The 20,159-nt window shown below is 61.6% G+C and carries 26 protein-coding genes and 1 tRNA gene; 17 read left to right on the plus strand and 10 right to left on the minus strand.

Translation table 11 applies throughout. The features are described from left to right. Positions 1-127: 127 nt before the first annotated feature. The 4 genes from ACIQTZ_RS11235 (at position 128) to ACIQTZ_RS11250 (ending at position 4,488) form a co-directional block, all read left to right on the plus strand. Positions 128-1,570: a hypothetical protein gene (locus tag ACIQTZ_RS11235; RefSeq protein ID WP_402948727.1), complete on the plus strand. Its 1,443-nt coding sequence runs from the start codon at positions 128-130 to the stop codon at positions 1,568-1,570. Between the two features lie 15 nt (positions 1,571-1,585). Beyond that, complete coding sequence (locus ACIQTZ_RS11240) at positions 1,586-3,055, plus strand: class I adenylate-forming enzyme family protein (protein WP_402980433.1); 1,470 nt, start codon at positions 1,586-1,588, stop codon at positions 3,053-3,055. A 31-nt stretch (positions 3,056-3,086) separates the two neighbouring features. Next, positions 3,087-4,055 carry a DMT family transporter gene (locus tag ACIQTZ_RS11245; RefSeq protein ID WP_402948592.1) on the plus strand — a complete coding sequence of 323 codons (969 nt, stop codon included), beginning with the start codon at positions 3,087-3,089 and terminating at the stop codon, positions 4,053-4,055. A gap of 136 nt (positions 4,056-4,191) precedes the next feature. Then, positions 4,192-4,488, plus strand: a complete 297-nt coding sequence (locus ACIQTZ_RS11250) for an ArsR/SmtB family transcription factor (RefSeq protein ID WP_402980568.1) — start codon at positions 4,192-4,194, stop codon at positions 4,486-4,488. Positions 4,489-4,698: 210 nt separating this feature from the next. Here the strand turns inward: ACIQTZ_RS11250 and ACIQTZ_RS11255 are convergent, their stop codons facing one another. Then, on the minus strand, positions 4,699-5,358 hold the full coding sequence (locus ACIQTZ_RS11255; protein ID WP_402948587.1) for a DUF1345 domain-containing protein: 660 nt from the start codon (positions 5,356-5,358) through the stop codon (positions 4,699-4,701). Positions 5,359-5,368: 10 nt separating this feature from the next. After that, positions 5,369-5,521: a hypothetical protein gene (locus ACIQTZ_RS11260; protein WP_402948584.1), complete on the minus strand. Its 153-nt coding sequence runs from the start codon at positions 5,519-5,521 to the stop codon at positions 5,369-5,371. 113 nt (positions 5,522-5,634) lie between these two features. Between ACIQTZ_RS11260 and ACIQTZ_RS11265 the strand changes: the two genes are divergently transcribed. Then, positions 5,635-5,717 (plus strand) — tRNA-Leu (locus ACIQTZ_RS11265). Between the two features lie 61 nt (positions 5,718-5,778). Here ACIQTZ_RS11265 and ACIQTZ_RS11270 read toward each other — a convergent pair. After that, a complete protein-coding gene (locus ACIQTZ_RS11270) occupies positions 5,779-6,117 on the minus strand; it encodes a YnfA family protein (protein ID WP_402980436.1) in 339 nt (112 codons plus the stop codon). Positions 6,118-6,345: 228 nt separating this feature from the next. Here ACIQTZ_RS11270 and rpsF point away from each other — a divergent pair, with 228 nt between their 5' ends. The 4 genes from rpsF (at position 6,346) to rplI (ending at position 8,065) form a co-directional block, all read left to right on the plus strand. Further along, complete coding sequence (rpsF, locus tag ACIQTZ_RS11275) at positions 6,346-6,651, plus strand: 30S ribosomal protein S6 (RefSeq protein WP_397324157.1); 306 nt, start codon at positions 6,346-6,348, stop codon at positions 6,649-6,651. A gap of 49 nt (positions 6,652-6,700) precedes the next feature. Beyond that, positions 6,701-7,291, plus strand: coding sequence for a single-stranded DNA-binding protein (locus ACIQTZ_RS11280; protein ID WP_397324155.1), 591 nt, complete (start codon positions 6,701-6,703; stop codon positions 7,289-7,291). A 63-nt stretch (positions 7,292-7,354) separates the two neighbouring features. Next, complete coding sequence (gene rpsR, locus ACIQTZ_RS11285) at positions 7,355-7,594, plus strand: 30S ribosomal protein S18 (protein ID WP_003800144.1); 240 nt, start codon at positions 7,355-7,357, stop codon at positions 7,592-7,594. 18 nt (positions 7,595-7,612) lie between these two features. After that, entirely contained in the window at positions 7,613-8,065 is a 453-nt protein-coding gene (gene rplI, locus ACIQTZ_RS11290) for a 50S ribosomal protein L9 (protein ID WP_347109016.1), read from the plus strand. A gap of 133 nt (positions 8,066-8,198) precedes the next feature. Here rplI and ACIQTZ_RS11295 read toward each other — a convergent pair whose 3' ends face one another. Further along, positions 8,199-8,624, minus strand: coding sequence for a DUF1801 domain-containing protein (locus ACIQTZ_RS11295; RefSeq protein ID WP_402980439.1), 426 nt, complete (start codon positions 8,622-8,624; stop codon positions 8,199-8,201). A 58-nt stretch (positions 8,625-8,682) separates the two neighbouring features. Here ACIQTZ_RS11295 and ACIQTZ_RS11300 point away from each other — a divergent pair, with 58 nt between their 5' ends. Beyond that, a complete protein-coding gene (locus ACIQTZ_RS11300) occupies positions 8,683-9,534 on the plus strand; it encodes a PhzF family phenazine biosynthesis protein (RefSeq protein ID WP_402980442.1) in 852 nt (283 codons plus the stop codon). Between the two features lie 188 nt (positions 9,535-9,722). Further along, on the plus strand, positions 9,723-10,616 hold the full coding sequence (locus ACIQTZ_RS11305) for a diacylglycerol/lipid kinase family protein (protein ID WP_402980445.1): 894 nt from the start codon (positions 9,723-9,725) through the stop codon (positions 10,614-10,616). A gap of 2 nt (positions 10,617-10,618) precedes the next feature. Here ACIQTZ_RS11305 and ACIQTZ_RS11310 read toward each other — a convergent pair whose 3' ends face one another. Next, positions 10,619-11,503 carry a hypothetical protein gene (locus tag ACIQTZ_RS11310; RefSeq protein ID WP_402980447.1) on the minus strand — a complete coding sequence of 295 codons (885 nt, stop codon included), beginning with the start codon at positions 11,501-11,503 and terminating at the stop codon, positions 10,619-10,621. A gap of 104 nt (positions 11,504-11,607) precedes the next feature. Between ACIQTZ_RS11310 and ACIQTZ_RS11315 the strand changes: the two genes are divergently transcribed. The 5 genes from ACIQTZ_RS11315 to ACIQTZ_RS11335 all read left to right on the plus strand — a co-directional run bounded on the left by ACIQTZ_RS11315 (position 11,608) and on the right by ACIQTZ_RS11335 (position 15,272). Then, complete coding sequence (locus ACIQTZ_RS11315; protein ID WP_400335000.1) at positions 11,608-11,904, plus strand: DUF4287 domain-containing protein; 297 nt, start codon at positions 11,608-11,610, stop codon at positions 11,902-11,904. Positions 11,905-12,123: 219 nt separating this feature from the next. After that, positions 12,124-13,167: an alpha/beta hydrolase gene (locus tag ACIQTZ_RS11320; protein ID WP_402980450.1), complete on the plus strand. Its 1,044-nt coding sequence runs from the start codon at positions 12,124-12,126 to the stop codon at positions 13,165-13,167. Positions 13,168-13,212: 45 nt separating this feature from the next. After that, entirely contained in the window at positions 13,213-14,160 is a 948-nt protein-coding gene (locus ACIQTZ_RS11325; RefSeq protein ID WP_402980453.1) for an alpha/beta hydrolase, read from the plus strand. A 91-nt stretch (positions 14,161-14,251) separates the two neighbouring features. Then, positions 14,252-14,875 carry an FMN reductase gene (locus ACIQTZ_RS11330; protein ID WP_402980456.1) on the plus strand — a complete coding sequence of 208 codons (624 nt, stop codon included), beginning with the start codon at positions 14,252-14,254 and terminating at the stop codon, positions 14,873-14,875. Positions 14,876-14,912: 37 nt separating this feature from the next. Beyond that, complete coding sequence (locus ACIQTZ_RS11335) at positions 14,913-15,272, plus strand: zf-TFIIB domain-containing protein (protein WP_402980459.1); 360 nt, start codon at positions 14,913-14,915, stop codon at positions 15,270-15,272. Here the strand turns inward: ACIQTZ_RS11335 and ACIQTZ_RS11340 are convergent. After that, positions 15,269-15,844: a hypothetical protein gene (locus tag ACIQTZ_RS11340; RefSeq protein ID WP_402980461.1), complete on the minus strand. Its 576-nt coding sequence runs from the start codon at positions 15,842-15,844 to the stop codon at positions 15,269-15,271. The genes ACIQTZ_RS11335 and ACIQTZ_RS11340 overlap by 4 nt on opposite strands. A gap of 9 nt (positions 15,845-15,853) precedes the next feature. Further along, a complete protein-coding gene (locus tag ACIQTZ_RS11345) occupies positions 15,854-16,291 on the minus strand; it encodes a hypothetical protein (protein WP_402980464.1) in 438 nt (145 codons plus the stop codon). Positions 16,292-16,918: 627 nt separating this feature from the next. Here ACIQTZ_RS11345 and dnaB point away from each other — a divergent pair. Continuing rightward, a complete protein-coding gene (gene dnaB / locus ACIQTZ_RS11350) occupies positions 16,919-18,304 on the plus strand; it encodes a replicative DNA helicase (RefSeq protein WP_397324136.1) in 1,386 nt (461 codons plus the stop codon). 449 nt (positions 18,305-18,753) lie between these two features. Here dnaB and ACIQTZ_RS11355 read toward each other — a convergent pair whose 3' ends face one another. The 3 genes from ACIQTZ_RS11355 to ACIQTZ_RS11365 all read right to left on the minus strand — a co-directional run bounded on the left by ACIQTZ_RS11355 (position 18,754) and on the right by ACIQTZ_RS11365 (position 20,157). Beyond that, on the minus strand, positions 18,754-19,128 hold the full coding sequence (locus ACIQTZ_RS11355; protein WP_402980467.1) for a VOC family protein: 375 nt from the start codon (positions 19,126-19,128) through the stop codon (positions 18,754-18,756). A 54-nt stretch (positions 19,129-19,182) separates the two neighbouring features. Then, the gene (locus ACIQTZ_RS11360; RefSeq protein WP_402948543.1) at positions 19,183-19,563 is read right to left on the minus strand and encodes a DUF1304 family protein; all 381 of its coding nucleotides are present in this window, start codon (positions 19,561-19,563) and stop codon (positions 19,183-19,185) included. A gap of 135 nt (positions 19,564-19,698) precedes the next feature. Continuing rightward, positions 19,699-20,157, minus strand: coding sequence for a ribose-5-phosphate isomerase (locus ACIQTZ_RS11365; RefSeq protein ID WP_400335013.1), 459 nt, complete (start codon positions 20,155-20,157; stop codon positions 19,699-19,701). Positions 20,158-20,159: the final 2 nt, after the last annotated feature.

Below are 20,159 nucleotides of genomic sequence, written 5' to 3' on the forward strand. Positions count from 1 at the left end.
ACTCTCCAGGCCCGGGACGACTGTGCTAGCTGCACTCTTTGTCCTATTGACACTGCACTCCCACTTAACATACTTTCATGTTTGTAAAATTTCAAAATTTTGGCATTACGAAACTGGGGATTTCACTATGCACCGGACAATCAAGGACGAACAAAGCAGTTCAAGTTCTGCACCGCTGGCGGCCAAGCTTGGGGACATAGCAGCTGGGCGGGGCGTGCGGTCTTTCCACGCGCTGCCGCTTCTGGGCGCGGCGCGGGACATGCCTGCTGTGGCCAGGCGGGGCTTTGAAGAACTCTTTGGGGGTGCGCTTCCGACCGCCGATCTAAGCTTCTCCGGGAGGGCGCTGGATTCATTCTTTGCGCCGGACGGACCGCTCGCTGCGGCACAAGCAGCGGCTGCGTCTGCGTTTGGAGTCGAAGAGGTCTTCTTTGGTACGTGCGGGACCACGGTCTCCAACCGCGCCGCACTTATGGCACTTGTTCGTGCTGGGGGAAGGGTGCTCATTGACGGCGCGTGTCACCAGTCAGTGATGTTTACGGCGACGGCGGCGCGGCTGCCGATGACGACCGTTCCGCCACTCGATGTGAGGGGCAGTGCCCTCACTGACGTCGACAGTATGGCGGGTAGGCTCTCTGCTGCTGCACACTCGGGTGACCCTTATGTGGTGGCTGTAATAACGGCCACCTCCTATGACGGCTACATCTTGGATATGCGGGAAGTGCTTCCCCGACTCATAGAGGCGTCGCCCTCCACGGCCCTGCTCATCGACTCCGCGTGGGGAGCGGTCCATTCGTTCTCGGGACGGCTTCGCCCATACACAGCCATGAGCGCTGTGGGCGAGCTTCGGTCTGCAGATGTCAGCCTGCCGCCCATCGTCGTGACGGCATCCGCGCACAAATCGATGTGTGCCATGAGGCAGGGCTCATTCATCCTGTTGGCGAGTGGTGGCGAGGCCACGCGTGAGGCCCTCCAAGCCGCCATCTTCAGCACGCACACAACATCGCCGTCTTGGACTATTCTCGGGTCCCTCGACTTGGCACGCCACCACGCGCAAGTTTTCGGGGACGAGTTGATCGAGCAAGCTATTGGTCTGCGCCTTGAAGTCTCTCAGCGGCTGGCTGCCAATCCTCTGACAGCCCCCTTGGTTGCCGACCGTGCTCCATTTGAAGGCATTGATGGTGTGGTCCAGGATCCAATGAAGCTGACGATAGACCCGCGGACAATCGGCGGCGGTGTCGAAGCGGGGAGTCGGCTCTATGGCGATTACGGCATCTATGTTTCGCGTTGTAGCCCGGCAGGACTCCAGTTCAACTTTCACATCGGCGTCAGCGCACAGGACGCTGATGACCTGGTTCACGCTCTGCATGGTTTGGCCTGGCGAGCGGCCTCGTCCACACCTGCCGGTCCGTCCCTTGGCCTCGGATCAACTGTGGACCGATACGTCGTCCCTTATCCGCCCGGCATTCCTATTGCAGTCCCGGGTGACACGTGGTGTGAGCGCAAACAGCAAGCTGTCCTGCGAGAAGAAGCCAGCGGCGCACGGGTTTTCCACATCGTCCAACCCGCCTGAATCGAGGTAGTAGCCGTGATAAACGTCGACATTATTCGCCGCCGGGCATCAGCCAGCCCCCATGACGTGGCTATTCGACATCGGGGCAACGAACTGGCCTGGGCTGAGTATCTGCATCATGTCCATAGAGTTCTGGGGTGGCTCGACGCCAATCTCCCCAAGGACAGCGACGTCGTTGCCATCGAAGCAGAGGCGACACCCGAAGTGTTCATCCTCGCCAGCGCGCTGACGACGCTTGGTACGCCGTGGGTAGCCTTGGACCCCTCCAAACCTGACACCGTCCGCGCTCATCAGCGCGAAGCCCTTAACCCTGCCATTGTCGCGACAGCATCAGCAGAGGGCGCTCTCCTTCTCTCGTCCGATGGATGCCAGCGCGACGCTGTGGCTTTGGCTAGCATCCGACAACAAGGAACGATCGCTTTCCGTAGCCGGCCATTCCGCGCCTTGGGTTTCACATCTGGAACGACGGGCATGCCCAAGACGGTGATTCGGACGTCACCAAGCGAAGCGCGCCGAAGTCAGATGCTCATCCGCCGATACGGTTTTAGTCCGGCAGACGTTTTCCTGCTTGGTCTTCCACTCGCCCATGCGTCGGGGCACGGTTGGACCCGCACCCTCATGACGGCGGGAGCCTCGGTTGTTATTGGAGACACCGATCCCATTTCGTTGGCCGATAGCCTCAAGGGCAGCTCCATCACGGCAACACTGCTGGTTCCACCTGTTCTGGAAGAGGTCGTTGCTGAACTGCAGAGAGTGGATCACAGCGGGCAGTTTAGAACCAACCTGCGCTTCCTTCTCACGGGTGGCAGACACCTCTCGGCCACACTGCTCGGGAGGGTTCATCAGACGCTGGGGCCTGTTCTGCATTCCTACTACGGAACCACAGAAACCGGCTTGAATACCCTTGCGGATCCAATGGATCTCCTTGCGAATCCCCGTACATCCGGGCGCCCGGTCGACGGCACCACCATTGTCATTACGGACGGCCATGGTCGTCCACAGCCTGTCGGGACTGCGGGCCGCGTGGCTGTCCACAGCTACATGAACGCCAGTGACTACGGAACAGGGCCTATTCCGACCATTGACTTAGGAGGGCAGGAATTCATCCTGACCTCCGACGTTGGCCGAATCAATCCCAATGGATCATTGGAGCTGCTCGGACGTGCAGGCCTGGAAATCGATGCCGCAGCGTGCGGCGATCTCATCGGGCTTGAGGACGATCTGCGGCTCCTGCCGGGGGTCACTGCGGCGGCGGTCCAGGTTTCAGCATCCTGCTACGTCCTAAACATCGTTCTGGCTAGTGATTCAGGAGTCAGCGCCGACCCAGTGCTGCTGCAGTACATGGCATTGCAGTGCGCCCGGCTACGCGGGGTCGTTATGCCGGTCAAGACCGACGTCGTAGAACGCCTCCGATTCAATTCGACTGGGAAGTTCGACTCCACTCGGACATTGGCCCACAACTCGCTCTCCAGCATCACCGCCTAGCGCTACAGCCCTGAAAGAAAGGCTTTCCCGAATGCACTCATCCACCGCCACCCGCGGCCTGGTCCTCTGCCTGGTCCCTCCTTTGATTTGGGGAGGCATGTTCCCTATCGCCAACGACCTCGCCCCGACGGTTAACGCATTCCACATGACTTTGATCCGGTATGTCACCGCTGCTGCTCTACTCGCAGTGATGCTCTGGCGGGCCGAAGGTCTTCGGGCACTGAGTTTCGATGGGCGGGTGGGCAGGCTGTTCGTATTGGGAACTGCCGGATTCGCCGGATTTGGCCTGCTCGCGTTTACGGCCCTCCGATATACCAGCGCGCCAAACGTCAGCCTCATCATGGCCATGATGCCCGCTATCGGGGCAGTCGTCGGGGCGATCGCCACCAGGAAGCTGCCTGCCGGATACACGGTTGCGTCCATTTTGGTGGCCTTCGCCGGGGTCTCTTTGGTCATAAGCGATGGCGACTACGGTCGTCTCTTCACGGGCCAGTTGGGCCTTGGTGAATTGCTTGCCTTACTCGGAGCGATCTGTTGGGTCACGTACACCCGGGGCGCTGCTGGCTTCCCGGGGTGGTCCGCCCTGCGATACACCACCCTTACGACTGTGATGGGCTGTGTCAGCATCTTCGCAGCGGTCCTTATCGCTACGGGAGTAGGTTACGTTGCTCAACCTGAACTGGAGGCCGTGCTGGGAGGTTGGTTGCATCTGGCCTACCTCATCATCTTCGCTGCCGTTGTAGCGGTCTTGTCATGGAACAAGGGCATTGGTCTCCTGGGTCCGTTGAACGGCACCCTGTTTATGAACCTCGTCCCGGTGGTTACCTTCGCAATAGCCATGATCCGCGGATATCAGCCGAGCGTGACTGCCCTACTTGGTGCCGGCCTCGTCATCGCCGCGCTGCTGGTCAACAACCTATTTTCCAGGCGATCTGGAGACGCGGTTCGAGGGCTCAAACTGTCAGTCACGCGCCCGGGTAGCGGACGATCTGAAAGGTAACCGCACCCAATACGTGGCATGCTAGAATCAATCTTCCATAATTATGAAAATAGCGGTATAAAAGCCCTTCATGGAAGAGTGAATCATGGCCCCCCAGCTCCATCACCCGGACCTGAGCGGTATTAGCGTCGTCAGCATGCTTCGCGCGGTAGCGGATCCAGTCAGGCTTCGCGTGATTGAGCTCCTCAAGGATGGTCCTGAGCGGACATGCTCCTGGTTGGCTGAGGAGGTTGATATCCCGCTTCCGACGATGAGCCACCACCTAAAGACTCTGCGGGAGGCCGGTGTCACCTCATCCCGCAAAGAAGGAACCACGCGGTGGACCGGTCTGCGGAGCGAGGAGCTTGAAGAGCAATTTCCGGGTTTCGTGAACCAGCTCGGGCAACTTGCACGTGTAGAGCACATGCGGCACGCGCAACGTCAAGCACGATAGGCCCGACGAATAAATACCAAATCGCCGGACGCTTTCCGAAGTAGGTTCCCGACCGGCGTCGTAAGCGCCTGTTCGCTGCGGGGCAGCTGCCGTCAACGTACGACGGCGGCTGTCCCGTTCGCGTTTAAGCCGCCTTCGGAGCGGCTACCGGAAGGTACGCGACCGGTCTGGAGCCGTCGGATGCCGCGGAGGCCTAGGCCGCTGTCACCGCTACTGGGCCAGACCGATCACCAGATTGATGGTCACGGCCAGGACGACGGTTCCGAACAGGTAGGAAAGCAGGCTGTGCTTCAACGCCTCGGCCCGGATCCTGTGGTTTTCAAGATTGGTGTCCGAAACCTGGTAGGTCATGCCCAGGCTCGTGGCCAGGTAAGCGAAATCGGTGTACTGGGGCGGCCGATCCTGGTTGAAACTGATGCCCCCAACGGCACCACCGGCCTCTGCCCCGGGGCTGTAATACAGCTCGGCGTAGCGAAGCGTGAAGAGCGTCTGAACCAGCATCCAGGAAAGCGCCACGCAGACCATCGCCAGCGCGGCGGAATTCAGCCTGGCGGCGGTATCGTCCGCGTGTGAATTGACGATGACAGCCGCAACGGCGGCGAGGCTCCCCAGGTTGGCGATGAGAATCAGCAGGTCCGTGACGCCGCGGGAAGGGTCTTCGGATGTCGCGTGCCGTTGGGTCCCCTCCGGGTCCAGGCGCGCAATCACCAGCCACACCCAGGCCACGTAGATGAACGCAGCCACAGCCCAGGCCACGGCAGGAGCGTCCACCCAGTTGCCGGTGGAACCCGTGACAGCCGTGGCGATTGCGCCGGCAATGACCATCACCACAAAGCGCAGCCGGCTGCGCCTGACCCTCGGGGCGTTCATGCGGTCCACCCTAGCGCTGGCTGCCCTGGTGATCCCTGGCGGCCCGCCGCTCGTCGGCTTGGAGAATGCCATCCCTGACGCCGGAGCGGACCACGAAATACAAGAGGTAGAGGAAGATCGCGCCGAACACGGCAGTGAGGGCAAGCGAGGTCAGTGCATCCATGGACCCACCTTAGCCGTCGGTTTCCTCGTCAGAATCCACAGAATGGCCAAGTTCGTGTTAGTGTCTTTGACGCTGTTACGGAGAAAAAGGAAACCGGCTCTCCGAATCACCCTGCGCGGGTGGCGGAATGGCAGACGCGCTAGCTTGAGGTGCTAGTCCTCGAAAGGGGGTGGGGGTTCAAGTCCCCCTCCGCGCACACAGGAAACCCCTGGAAGGTCGATGATCTTCCAGGGGTTTTTTCGTCTGGTTGCGCGGGTTCACCCGCCGGTGCGCGGGACGAACATGATGACCCCGACGCCGACAATGCAGATAGCGGCGCCAATGACGTCCCAGCGATCCGGCCTGAAGCCGTCCATGAGCATCCCCCACGCCAGTGAGCCGGCAATGAAGACTCCCCCGTAGGCGGCGAGCACCCGCCCGAAGTGCGCATCGGGTTGGAACGCTGCGAAGAATCCGTAGATGCCCAGCGCCACGACGCCGAGTCCAGCCCACCACCACGCCCTGCCCTCCCGGACGGCCTGCCAGATCAGCCAGGCGCCTCCAATCTCGGCGACTGCCGCGAGGATGAAGAGAATCGTCGACTTGAGGATGGTCATGGTCCAAGTATTCGCTGCAGCTGGACGTTATCCACATACGAGCGATGGCTGGTTTCGGTGCGGTATTCGGCCGAATAGCTTTGAGTGCAGGAGATGCACTAAGATATTGAAGTCTGTGCTGCGCCCTCCTTCCGAAACTTCGGCGGGGGAGCGATGCACAGCATCGCAAATGAACCTCCTGTTACGGAAATACCGTAACCGCTTAGCCCAAAGGAGGTGGGTTCACATATGCGTCCTTACGAATTGATGGTAATCATCGACCCCGAGGTCGAAGAGCGTACCGTAGAGCCGTCGCTTCAGAAGTTCCTGAACGTCATCACTACCGATGGTGGAACCATCGAAAAGGTTGACATCTGGGGCCGTCGCCGTCTGGCATACGACATCAAGAAGAAGTCCGAAGGTATCTACGCCGTGGTGAACTTCACCGCTGAGCCGGCTACCGCCAAGGAACTTGACCGCCAGCTGTCTCTCAACGAGACGATCATGCGTACCAAGATCATCCGCCCCGAAGACCAGAAGGTTGCTGCTGAGTAATCAGCCCCTTCAAATCTTTACCCCGCAGGAACGAACAAGGAGGCAGTAGATGGCAGGCGAAACCACTATTACGGTCATCGGTAATCTCACCAATGACCCCGAGCTGCGGTTCACCCCGTCTGGCTCAGCAGTAGCGAACTTCACCATCGCTTCTACTCCCCGGACCTTCGATCGCCAGTCCAATGAGTGGAAGGACGGGGAAACCCTGTTCCTCCGCGCATCGGTGTGGCGCGAAGCTGCCGAAAACGTGGCCGAATCCCTCACAAAGGGTACTCGGGTCATTGTTTCCGGCCGCTTGAAGAGCCGTTCCTACGAAACCAAGGAAGGCGAGAAGCGCACCGTCATTGAGCTCGAAGTCGATGAAATCGGCCCGAGCCTGCGTTACGCAAACGCCAAAGTCAACCGCACCCAGCGCTCCGGCGGCGGGTTTGGTGCCGGCAACGGCAACCAGCAGGGTGGCTTCGGCGGCGGCAACGCCGGTGGCTTTGGAGGCGGTGCTCCTGGTGGAAACCAGGGCGGCAACTCCGGTGGAAACTGGGGCAACAACCAGCCCGCACAGCAGGACGACCCTTGGGCAACGCCCGGTGTCAGCAACGCTGGCGGCTGGGGCAATGGCCCGGATTCCGAACCTCCCTTCTAAACACAAAAACACCACCATCCCGTGGATCAACATCCACGGGCTCCATAGAAAAGGAGCTCCACGATGGCTAAGGCTGAACTCCGTAAGCCCAAACCAAAGTCCAACCCCTTGAAGGCCGCTGACATCACTGTCATCGACTACAAGGACGTAGCATTGCTGCGCAAGTTCATCTCCGACCGCGGCAAGATCCGCGCTCGTCGCGTCACTGGCGTTACCGTTCAGGAACAGCGCAAGATCGCCCAGGCAATCAAGAACGCCCGCGAAGTTGCTCTGCTGCCTTACTCCGGCGCTGGCCGCGGCTAAGGGAAGGGATTAACTAACATGGCAAAGCTCATTCTGACCCACGAAGTAACCGGTCTCGGTGCTGCTGGCGACGTTGTCGAGGTCAAGAACGGTTACGCACGTAACTACCTCCTGCCCCGCGGCTTCGCTCTGACCTGGACCCGCGGTGGCGAGAAGCAGGTTGAGTCCATCAAGGCTGCACGTGCTGCCCGCGCCCACGCTTCGGTTGAAGCCGCACAGGCACAGGCCCAGGCTCTGTCCTCCAAGAAGGTCAAGCTCGAGGTGAAGGCCGGCGAGTCCGGTCGTCTCTTCGGCACGGTCAAGCCTGCTGATGTCGCTGCTGCTGTTGAGGCCGCTGGCCTCGGCGCCATCGACAAGCGCAACGTTGAACTGCCGAACCACATCAAGTCCGTGGGTTCGTACCAGGCCAACGTCCGCCTGCACGAGGATGTTTCTGCTGTCATCGACCTCGAGGTCGTTGCAAGCAAGTAGTCTTTGACTGCATCTGAAGGACCCCCGTTACCGGATTTCCGGTGGCGGGGGTTTTCATTTCCCCAGGAGCAACGCGGAGTCACTTAGGGCCCATGTTCGGCGACTAAAGGGCTGTAACTGACCCCGCGTTGCCTTATGCAGGGTTGTGGATCTCCGACATGGTGTGGTGGTAGCCGCTGCGGATCAACTCGGCCAGCACAGCGCGGTCCACATCGTCCAACTTGTTGATGTACAGGCAGGCCGTGCTGGTCTTGTGCTTGCCCAGCTCAGGCAGCAGCCGATCGGCGTCGGGACCTTCCGTGAGCCCGTAGAACACCAGGTTGGACTTACGGGGCGAGAAGGCGACAGCGGGGGAGTCGCCTTCCCTGCCTGTGGCGTACTTGTAGTGGTAGCTGCCGAAACCAACAATCGTGGGGCCGTACATGTACGCCTCTTCGCCGGTGATTTCACCCATCAGGTCCATCAACTCCAGCCCATCCGCACGACGGGTGGGGTGCTCCACGGCTGCAAGGAAATCTTCCACCGGCACATCCGTTGGCTGGGTCTTGTTTTCTGCCATGTGCGTAGTCTCCCAGACGACGGAAAGCCATGCCAGAACCCAGTGATAGCCTGCACCGGTGACCAATGAATCCTTGCGAGTCCGCCCGTTCCACCAAGTGGACGTCTTCTCCGACCGGCCCTATTTTGGCAACCCGCTCGCCGTCGTGGTTGATGCCGAGGGGCTCAGCACCGAAACCATGCAGCATTATGCGAACTGGACCAATCTGTCCGAGACGACGTTCCTGCTGCCGCCTACGGATCCGCGTGCCGATTACCGTGTCCGCATCTTCACGGCCAGCGAGGAGTTCCCGTTTGCCGGGCATCCGACGTTGGGTTCGGCACATACGTGGCTGCAGGCCGGGGGAGTGCCCAAGTCCCAGGGCGTAGTGGTTCAGGAATGTGGGGCGGGCCTGGTCCAAGTGAAGCACGACGGCGGACGGCTGGCTTTCGCGGCGCCGCCGCTGACGCGCTTCGGTCCCGTCGAGCCGGAAATCCGTGGGCAGTTGGCGGCGGCGCTCCAGGTGCCCGACGAGGCTATCCTGGATGCATCGTGGCTGGTCAATGGACCGGAATGGATCGGCGTGCTCCTCGATTCGGCGGAGCAGGTGCTTGCCCTCGAACCGGACGTTGCGGCCATGGGTGACCTGAAGGTGGGTGTGATTGGTCCGCACGCGGAAGGTTCGTCAACGGATTTTGAGGTCCGCACGTTCGTTCCTGGTGACGCCATGGTGGAAGATCCAGTGACCGGCAGCTTCAACGCCGGAGCGGCACAGTGGCTCATCGGCTCTGGCCGCGCGCCACAGGAGTACGTTGCCGCGCAGGGAACGGTCCTGGGCCGGGCAGGGCGCATCCACGTGAAAGCCCAGGACGGTGAGATCTGGGTGGGCGGGGCGTCGGTCACGTGCATCGAGGGAACAGTGCTGTTGTAGGGCGCGCCAGTAGGCCGTTGGCATTTCGGCGCGTGCCCTGGCTTCACCGTGGTCCGCCGCCGTGAAACACTCATGGAACTGGACTAAATGGTGAGGGCAGGTAATCCCTTCATCGCCCACTCCACGCCATGTGATTGACGCGCAGCACTGACGGATTGATCCCCGTTGCATGCACATAGAGGAGAACTATGGATTCCGCACGGACCTTTGAATCGATCGTCATCATTTTCAACCCGAACAGCACGGGAAACGCCCCGGATCTGGCGGAGGAACTGCAGGGAAAGCTCAAGGAACGGCTCCCGTATGAGGCGAACATCGTTCTTCGCCCTACCGAGCGTGCCGGCCACGCGGTGGAACTCGCCCGCGAGGCGGCAGCCGGCGGAGGGGACGTCCTGGTGGTGTCCGTTAGCGGCGATGGTGGCTACAACGAGGTAGTCAACGGGGTGATGCAGGCAGAGAATCCCAAGGCAGTGTGCGCCGTCATGGCTGCGGGCAACGCGAACGACCATCGCCGCACCGTCGGGACCAAGCCGTTGGATGAAGCCATCGCCGAGGGCCACGTGAAGAACATTGATCTGCTGCGGATTCATACCGGAGAGGGCGGGCCGGCCGAATTCGCGCACTCGTACATCGGATTCGGCCTCACGCCCGTGGTGGCCACGGAGTTGGAAAAGGGCAGCAAGGGGGCTCTCACCGAGATGCTGTCCGTGGTCAAGACCTTCTCCGAGTTCGAACCCTTCGAGATGCGGCTGCCCGATGGAAAGCAGCACAAAGTGGACAGCCTGGTTTTCGCCAACATTCCCGAAATGGCCAAGTATGCCACTTTGAGCGAGGCAGAGGCCGTTCCCGCCGACGGCAAGTTCGAGGTGGTTCTTTTCCCGCATATGCCTAAGTGGCGAGTGGTCCTGAATGCTTTGCGCGCCACGACGCAGGGGCTGGGCGACCAGCCGAGCGTCAGCAGCTACGAATTCACCACCCTCAAACCGCTGCCGTTCCAGATGGATGGCGAGGTCAAGCACGTCGAAGCTGGAGCCACTATCACGGTGGAGAGCGCCCACGAAGCCTTGCCCACCATCGCTTGAGCTCAGCCGGTGCCGCAGGCTGTGCTCACGAAGTCATAGATCCGTCCCCGAAGCTCCGTTGAGGCCGCCACCTTCAGCAGGCCCTTCCTGTCCCCAACGGTTACCCTCAGGGGCAACAGGGTCCCCACCTTGTCCTCGGCGACCGCGTGCGGATCACATCGCGCAGGCCTGATCCGCAACGGCACCACCTCCGGCTCGGTGTTGGCAGTGACTGTGACACTGCGGGGCCAAGGATCGCCCGGCACTTCGGCCAGCAGCGTGGTCCCGTCGATCGATTCGATGGTGAGGCCTGGTGCCGTCCCGCCGGACGTGCCCACCGGGGTGATGACAAGGCGTACGACGGCGGTAGCCCCGTCCGGGGCCACCTCCAGGCCGGGGTCCAAGACGATGGTTGCTGTCGCGGCCGCCTCCGCTGACAGGCAGAGTTCGTCGGAGTTCCGCGGGAGGACGTTGAAAGGGTCACTCGCGTCCGTGCTGGTCGTCTTTGGTTCACGCGCCGGGTCCGTGTAGTGGATGGTGGCCGTGATGGGTGCGTCGGATGCACTCAAGCAGGATGCTGCCGGAAGGGTGGCGGGGAGGCTCTTGGGTTGCTTCGGTGGCAAGTCCAAGGCGCCGCCTTCCGGACGCCAGGTGATGTCGCCCCGGAACAGGTTCGAACGCAGCACAGCGTCACTGACAGTGAGGTTAGCTTCCGTGTTGTTGGTGAGTTGGATGAGGATGGCTTGCTTGCCGTACTGGTCCCGCGACTGATTGACCTCCACGGAGATGGGCGTTTCCCCGTGCGAGCCGGCGGGAGAAGGGGCGGGTGCCTGGCCGGCAGATTCACAGGCCGGCAGGAAGCAGACGGCCGCCAGTGCAACCACGTACCGCCATGATCGGCTCACCATTCCAAAAGTCTAGGACCGCGCGAACGCCTGGAACATTCCCCGTTGTCCACCCATCCCGTAGAGTCACGCCTACGCACAACGAATCACGGATGAAGGGCGAACCCATGTCGTTCCAGGCTTATCTTGATGCGATCGAGGACAAGACCGGCCTCACGCCGCGCCAACTGGTGGAGATTGCGGAAGGCAAAGGATTCAACGACCCCGCGGTCAAGGCCGGAACCATTCTTGAGTGGCTGAAGGCGGACTACGACCTTGGGCGGGGCCACGGCATGGCCCTGGTCCATGTCATCAAGAAGGGCCCGCAGATCGACAGCAAACACGTGGGGACCGACGGTGTGCACCGCGACGAGTCGGACACGCTGTGGTTGGATGGCAAAGCCAGTAAACCTGCGGCTCCATAGTGGATCAGTGGCCGCGTTGCCCGCCGTCCCGGCTCCCACAGCGCGACGTTCGACGGCGGTGAGGGGGACCCTGCTCGTGGCGTCACTGTCGCCGCCTGCCAAAGGAACCGTGGACATTTCCTTCGCTAAAACACGGTTCAGTCCTAGCATTATCCGCAGGTGCACAGACGGGGGAGTGTGTAAATGGGGCCTTTGGAGTCCGCTCAGACTGATACGGGCGTGGTTAGGCGCACAGGTTCGCGTGAGGTAGAGCGCTCGGGCAGGCGGAAGCGACCGTGGCGGCTGAGGAAGCTGGATCTCGCCATCGTTGTGGTGCTCATTGTGCTGCTTGCCCTCTCAGCTACTCCGTGGCCGTCGGCGATGGTGATTCGCAGTGTTTTTGAACGCGGCGCCAAGGACACCGTTGATGAAATGCTGCCCTACGTTCCGGATACGCCGCTGCAGACAAACCCGGGGGTGGAATACAAGCCCGGACTCTCGTTCGACACCTTCAGCCCCCAGGGCACTACCGAAGCGCTCCCTGCCATCGTGTGGATTCACGGTGGCGCCTGGATTTCCGGTGCTCAGTCCAACGTGGAGCCGTACCTCCGGATCCTTGCTGCTGAGGGCTACACCACCATCGGCGTGGGCTACACGATCGCACCCGAGGCGACGTACCCCACGGCTGTCCGGGAGCTCAACGATGCCTTGGCCTATATCAAGGCCCACGCCGCCGAGCTGAGGGTGGATCCAGGCAGGATCGTCCTCGCGGGTGACTCCGCGGGGGCGCAACTCGCCAGCCAGATGGCCACGTTGACGGTGAATCCGGCCTACGCGAACCTCCTGGGGATCGAGCCGGCGCTGCGCAAAGAAGATCTTGCCGCCACTATCCTGCATTGCGGGGTCTATGACCTGCGCGCCATGGCTGATCTGAATGGCTTGGTCGCCTGGGGGTTCAAGACCTCCCTGTGGGCCTACACGGGCACTAAGGACTGGTCCTCCACCTATGCCGGCGGAACCATGTCCACCCTTGAGTTCGTCACCTCTGACTTGCCGCCTACGTTCATCAGCGGAGGCAACGGGGATGGCCTGACGTGGCTGCAATCCGTTCCCTACAGCAACCGCCTGAAGGCCGCCGGCGTTCCGGTGACTGAACTCTTCTGGCCTGCGGACCATCAACCAGCGCTGCCGCACGAGTACCAGTTCCACTTGAATTTCGTTGAGGCACGTGACGCCAAGCAGCGAACGCTCGATTTCCTGTCCACTCACGTATCGCGGAACTGACCACTGCGGTAAAAAGTATCTCCATGATGGAACTATTATTGGACCATGCCTGTCACTAAAGCGTCGACCAGCCGTGCTCCGCTGCTCGTATGGATCTCCATTGTTTGCGCCTCGGCGCTGATCGTGGTTCCGGCCGCCATGCTGCTCGGCAACCCGGTCGTCCTGCGCGGCCACCCGGCGCTTCCGGTGCTGTTACTGGTTGCCGCCGCTGGAGGCCTCCTGTGGGGGTTCCTGCTGTGGCGGGGTCGGGGGTCGCGGCCCAAGCGCTCCATGCTGCGGTCCATTGGCGCATGGGTGGGCCGATTGCTTGCGTTGTCAGCCGTGGCGGCTCTCGCTTGGCTGAACCCGTTCGCGCACCAACCTGCTGGTCCCCAGCCTGCACGGAACGTTGCGATCGTGGAGTCTCCAACGGACATTGCCATGGCTCCAGTGAACTCCACTCCCAGCAAAGGCCTGGTCTTCTACCCTGGAGCCCGCGTCGAAGCGAAGGCGTACGAAGATGTCCTTGGGCCCGTAGCCAACGCGGGTTATCTGGTGGTCATCCTGAAGGAACCCCTTGGGCTCAGCCTCCTCGACGGCAGCCAGGCACGAGCAGCCATGTCTGCCCACCCCGAAGTTCACTCGTGGGCTGTGGGTGGCCATTCCCTGGGCGGGGTGAGCGCAAGTTCCTTCGCCTTGGACAACCCCGATGTGAAAGGACTTGTCCTTTTCGCCTCCTATCCGCTGGACTCGTTGCGGGACCGGGCGGGTTTGTCGGTCTTGTCGGTCTCCGGGACCGCGGACGGCCTGAGCACTCCGGCCAAGATTGACCTTTCCCGTGAACTGCTTCCGCTCGACACCACCTTCGTCACTGTCCAGGGAGGCAATCATGCCTACTTCGGCAGCTACGGTGCCCAGCCGGGCGATGGGGAGGCTTCCATCGATCGAACGGCCGCCCAGGAGCAGATTTCGACAGCGACCGTCACCTCCATGGGTCAACTCGCCGGAGGCTAGGCGCCGGGAATACATTCACTCACCGCCCTGTTCAGATATTTAGATGCATATGCATGTATGATGGGGATAGATCGAGCAACAGGAGAATGCCATGGAAACCCGCCGCATCACCGTCCTTTCCGCCGGGCTCGGCGTGCCGTCGTCGAGCCGCCTCCTGGCCGACCAGCTGGCCGCCTCAGCCGAGCGGCAGTTGCGGTCGGCTGGCTATGAGGTGAGGATCGACGTCGTCGAACTGCGCGACCTCGCGGTGGACATCGCCAACAACTTCGTCACCGGCTATGCCGCGCCGCGGCTTGCCGAGGTGATTGCCGGCGTCGAGAACTCAGACGGCATCATCGCCGTCAGCCCGGTCTTCAGTGCCTCGTACAGCGGTCTGTTCAAGTCGTTCATTGACGTCCTGGACCCCAAATCTTTGGACGGCAAGGCTGTGCTGCTGGGTGCCACCGGTGGTACCGACCGTCACCAGATGGTCCTGGACCATGCCATGCGCCCGCTCTTCAGTTACCTGCGCACCAGGATGACTGCCACCGGCGTCTTCGCCGGACCCCAGGACTGGGGAACGGACGACGGCGGTTCGCCCCTTTCGGTGCGGGTGGACAGGGCCGCCGGTGAGCTCGTGCAACTGCTGAGCGGCCCCCAGCCGGGGCATAAGTCACCGGTTCTGGAGTCGTTGCCGTTCGAGCAGTTGCTCGCGGGCATTTCGGCGGGTCACTAGGGCGAACCATTTGGGCTCCCGGGTCGTTGAGGCAGACATGAAGTGTCCTGTTGATTTTGTTGACCTGGTGATGAGCGAACGCAGCGGCGTGGAGATCGACTACTGCCCCACCTGCCGTGGAGTGTGGCTGGATCGCGGCGAATTGGACAAGATCATTGATCGTGTCAACGGTGAAACCGGAGCGCTGCCGCCACGGTCGGCTGCAGCGCCAGCGCAACCTCCCATCGCGCCCCCTCCCATCTACAACCCCTTTGAGTCACGGCCCCGGTATGACGATCGGGAACGCCGTGACTACGACAGGCGCGATGACGACCGGCGATATGGATCCAACCGCGACCAGTACGGGAGGAAGCGCAAGAAAAAGGAAGGGTTCCTGGGAGATCTCTTCGACTTCTAATCGTCCAGGAGTTCAATGAACTCCCGGGCCTGCTTGATGGTGATGTCCGAGTGGCGGGTGAGCGCCAACGCTGCGCCTTCCACATCGCCGCTCTTGGCCAGTGTGCGGATGCGTCCGTAGATTTCGTCGTTGAGCATGTTGCTGCTGACCTCGCGGGTCACATCGCCTTTGCTGACGATTGCGCGGTACCTGTAGGGAAAGCGTTCGGGTTCATCGTCGTCGTCCGCCAGCAGGTCCCTTGCGGGTGCCTCCGGACGGAACGGCTGGGGGTGCGCGGCCAGGGCGCCCACGGCGTCCCGCGATGCCCGGAGGCCTTCGCCCGTGGCCTGCAGGTAAAGCTTGATGGCGGCCATACCCTGGCCTTGCGCGATCAGTGAGTACAGGCGGCGGTGCTGCTCTTCATTCAGCTTTGCTGCCGACTCCCTCGCAAGCTGTACCGGATCCTTGGGTGCCTTGGCGGCAGTCGTGTTGGCCTTGTTCTCGGCAGAACGCTTGGTGAAAGAGCGAATCAGGAGCAGTACGCCCACGATGACCAGGATGAGGATCACGAGGGGGATAAGGAGCGAATCCATGGCGTTTTGTCAGAGCCGATCTACGTAGTTCTTGGCGGTCATGAGGTCTGAGTGGGTCGCTTGTCGCAGCACCTTGATGGCTTGGATCTTTTGCCCGCTGCGGACCAGGTTTTGGATTTCAAAGGCCAACTGCGGGTTCAGCTGGCCGTTGGGAAGGACAGCAGCCTGGCTGCGGTTGGCGGGGCTGCCCGCTCCGTGCTGGGTGGTCTGTGCCCGGTTCTGGCTCGGTTTTGTGGAGGCTTCGATCCGCGCCCGCGACGCTAGTGCCGCCTGGACTTGGGACGCCTGGTGCGCGGCCGAGCGGGCCGCCAGCTCGCATTGGTACCGCTCGGCGTCGGAGATGCCTGTCTCGCGGGGTCTGAGGGCTGCCGAGACGGCCCAGAGGAGACCGACCAGGACTACCAAAGGAAGGGCTGTCAGCAGCAGGTCGCCAAGGTTATTCCCCATTCCTAGAGCTTATGCCAGATCGCTGGTTATCCACAGCACATTCCGCACCTGGCATAGGCTTCCGAGAGGAAAGTGTCAAATTGGGGTGGGGCATGTAAGGCGCATCACATTTGAGGTATGTTTTTCGACGTATTGCACCCTGTGGGGGCGGGCTAGGGCTGTGCGGCTGTGGATGGTTATCCACTAAAAGTTTCTTTCTTCCACAGCTTGTGATGAATGTTTTCGCAGGTCAGCAGCCACTTACCGCAAAAAGAATTTCTCTATCCACAGGGTAACGCACAGACTGTGCACAACGTGCGGGGCTTATTCCACAGGTTATCCACAACCATGCTGGATAACCGGCTTTGTCCTCACGCAGAGCACCGCTAACGTGGCTGGGGTACCTCTTTCAGGATGGAATCGGTCCTCCCGGCAGCCCCCAGGCAGCGGCGCGCAAAACCGCTTGGGGATGCTTCTGTGGATAAGTTGTGGAAATAGCTGTGGGCCAAAAATGTCGGCCCCTGCCGATACAACTGGAGCACTCGGCTGGTCCGCAAGGCTCGGGCAAAACCATCCCAGGTCCACTTGCGCTTTACGCACCACTGAGGGACCCACATCTCTACAGCGGTACACATATGGAGGACGGCTTTGTCAGTAACGCATTTGGACTCAATCGAGGGCTCCCGCTCTTCCGAAGCGAGCCGCAAACCTCCCCAGGACATCGCTGCCGAGCAGTCTGTTCTTGGCGGCATGATGCTGTCCAAGGATGCGATCGCCGATGTGGTGGAAATCGTTCGTGGGCACGACTTCTACCGTCCTGCACATGAGACCATCTATGAGTCGATCATCGACCTTTACGGCCGCGGCGAGCCTGCCGACGCCGTCACTGTCTCGGATGAGTTGACCAAGCGTGGTGAAATCAACCGGATCGGTGGTCCCGCCTACCTGCACGAGCTCATCCAGACAGTCCCCACCGCCGCCAACGCCGGGTACTACGCCGAAATCGTGGCGGAGCGCGCGGTGCTGCGCCGCTTGGTCAACGCCGGCACCAAGATCGTGCAGATGGGCTACGGCCAGGACGGCGAGGTTGAGGACCTGGTCAACCAGGCCCAGGCCGAGGTCTACGCCGTTGCCGAAAAGCGTACGGCTGAAGACTACGTGGCTTTGAAGGACGTTTTGGAGTCCACGGTGGACGAGATCGAGGCGTCCGGGCACCGCGGCGAAGGCATGGTGGGCGTCCCCACTGGTTTCTACGAGCTCGACGAGCTCACCCACGGCCTCCACCCCGGCCAGATGATCGTTATCGCGGCACGTCCGGCCGTTGGTAAGTCCACTTTTGCTTTGGACTTCGCCCGCTCCGCCGCAATCAAAAACAACATGGCCACCGTCATGTTCTCCTTGGAAATGGGCCGGAACGAGATCGCCATGCGTCTCCTGTCTGCCGAAGCCACCATCAGCCTCCAGGATCTGCGCAAGGGAACCATCAAGGACGAGCAGTGGTCCAAGATCGCCACCACCATGGGCCGGATGAACGACGCCCCGTTGTTCATTGACGACAGCCCCAACATGTCCCTCATGGAGATCCGCGCCAAGTGCCGGCGGCTCAAGCAGCAGCACGACCTGAAGCTGGTTGTCCTCGACTACCTGCAGCTCATGAGCTCGGGCAAGAAAGTGGAGTCCCGCCAGCAGGAAGTCTCGGAGTTCTCCCGTGCGCTCAAGCTGCTTGCCAAGGAACTCCAGGTGCCCGTCATTGCGCTGTCGCAGCTGAACCGTGGTTCCGAGCAACGCCAGGACAAGCGGCCCATGGTGTCCGACCTCCGTGAATCCGGCTCGATCGAGCAGGACGCGGACATGGTCATCCTGCTGCACCGCGAGGACGTCTATGACAAGGAATCCCCGCGTGCTGGTGAAGCGGACATCCTGATCGCCAAGCACCGTAACGGTCCCACCAAGGACATCGTGGTGGCCTTCCAGGGCCACTACTCACGCTTCGCCAACATGGCCGGCGATTCGGGCGGTGGAGGCGGGTTCTAAGGGGCGGAGAGCCGCACAGATGGCAACGGCCCGAAATACCGTCCCCGCCCAGAGGGGCGCCCATGTCTTCGTCGACGAATCCAAATCGAAGGCGTATTACGTTGCTGCGACCGTGGTTGCCCCGGCAGACCTTGGGTCGGCGCGACGCGCGATTAGCGCCTTGCGGCGCCCCGGCCAGCGTCGTGTTCATTTCAAGAGCGAAAGCGATGCGTCACGGAATGCGTTCCTGAGCGGCGTGCCGATGCCGGCCTGTCAACGTACCTGTACGTTGCTCGAGGTGTGCCGGATAAATTGGCCCGGCCGCAGTGCTTGGGTCATCAGGAAGTCGGCCCCTTTGGTACAGCGCGTTGTCGACTGCACGCCTTAAACAACGCGGGTCCGGCTCGTCATACCATCCGGAAGACTGCCAGACCCACTTCTCAGGGCTAATGCCCGTTGCAAGCTCTATCCTACCCCAGCTGCCTCCGCAGCAGGCAGAACTCGTTCCCCTCGGGGTCCTGCAGCATGTGCCAGTGTTCGTCGCCGGTCTGCCCGACGTCGGCGGGCCGGGCTCCGAGGGCCAGCAAGCGTTCCAGCTCGGCTGCCTGGTCCCGGTCCACAGGGTTGACGTCGATGTGGAGGGGCAGCCTTCCCGTGCGTGGATTAATGCTCGGGCTCAGGATGATGGTGGGCTGCAGCCCTCCGAAGCCCGCCTCCGGTGGGCCGATTTCGATGGCGCCGTCCTCACGGTCGAGTTCGACGTAGCCAAGGACGTCGCTCCAGAACCTGGCAAGGAGTTCCGGATCGTGGCAGTTCAGGACCAGTTCACTGATTCGGCAGGACATGGGAGCCAGTGTAATCAGGCGGACTCCATGTCTGATGAGGTTGTTCCCACATTCTCAGTGAAGCAGCAGGTAAAACACGATTGCGAGCCCGGGAATCAGCGCCTGTCCGATGGCGCTTGTGAGCAAACTCTTCTCCGTGACCCACAGCCAAAAACCAAGGAACACGTGGCTTGCGCAGCAGAACAGGACGATTGACGTTCCACCGGCTGTGCTGCCCGAGTTCACCATCCACAAGCCGACAGCCAAACCGACTCCGAACACGATGTTGTAGGCACCCACGTTCATGGCCCACATCCGAACGGCCCGGACATCCTCCGGTTTGATCAGGAAGATCCGGTGGAAGCGTTGATCGCCGTGAAAGAAGACCTCAAGTACTCCGACGCCAATCAGCGTCAGGGCGGTAACTCCGGCAAGAATCTGACTCACGAGGTTCATGAGCGTCCTCCAGGCCATGTCCGATCCGGCTGTTTCCGTGAAGGATACGCCCGCAGGGAATGGCCCTCAAGAACCCGGGAAAAGAGAAGGCCAGGCCCCACACATCGCGCGGGGCCTGGCCTTCAGAACGGGGAACTAGCAGCCCTCGAAGTCGCTCAGCACTTTCACCTTGGCGGCGGACCCGGACGTGGGGTCGAACGCGTACCCGATCCATTCCTTGGCCAGGCGGCGTGCCAGTTCGACGCCTACAACGCGCTGGCCCATGGTGAGCACCTGGCAGTCGTTGGACAGGATGGAGCGTTCCACGGAGAACGAGTCGTGCGCCGCGGTGGCGCGGATGCCCGGGACCTTATTGGCGGCGATGGCCACGCCGATTCCGGTGCCGCAGAAGAGGATGGCGCGGTCGGCCTTGCCGTCGCGGATCATTTCACCTGCAGCGATGCCCACGTAGGGGTAGGGCTTGGTGAAGTCTTCATCGTCACGGTGGACTCCGATGTCGATCACTTCGGTGATCCGGGAATCGGCCTGGAGGTCCGCGAGGATCCGGTCCTTGTAGTCAACGCCGGCTTCGTCGGCGCCCACGATGATGCGCATGG

The sequence above is a fragment of the Paenarthrobacter sp. NPDC090520 genome (genome assembly GCF_044769205.1).
Lineage (GTDB): Bacteria > Actinomycetota > Actinomycetes > Actinomycetales > Micrococcaceae > Arthrobacter.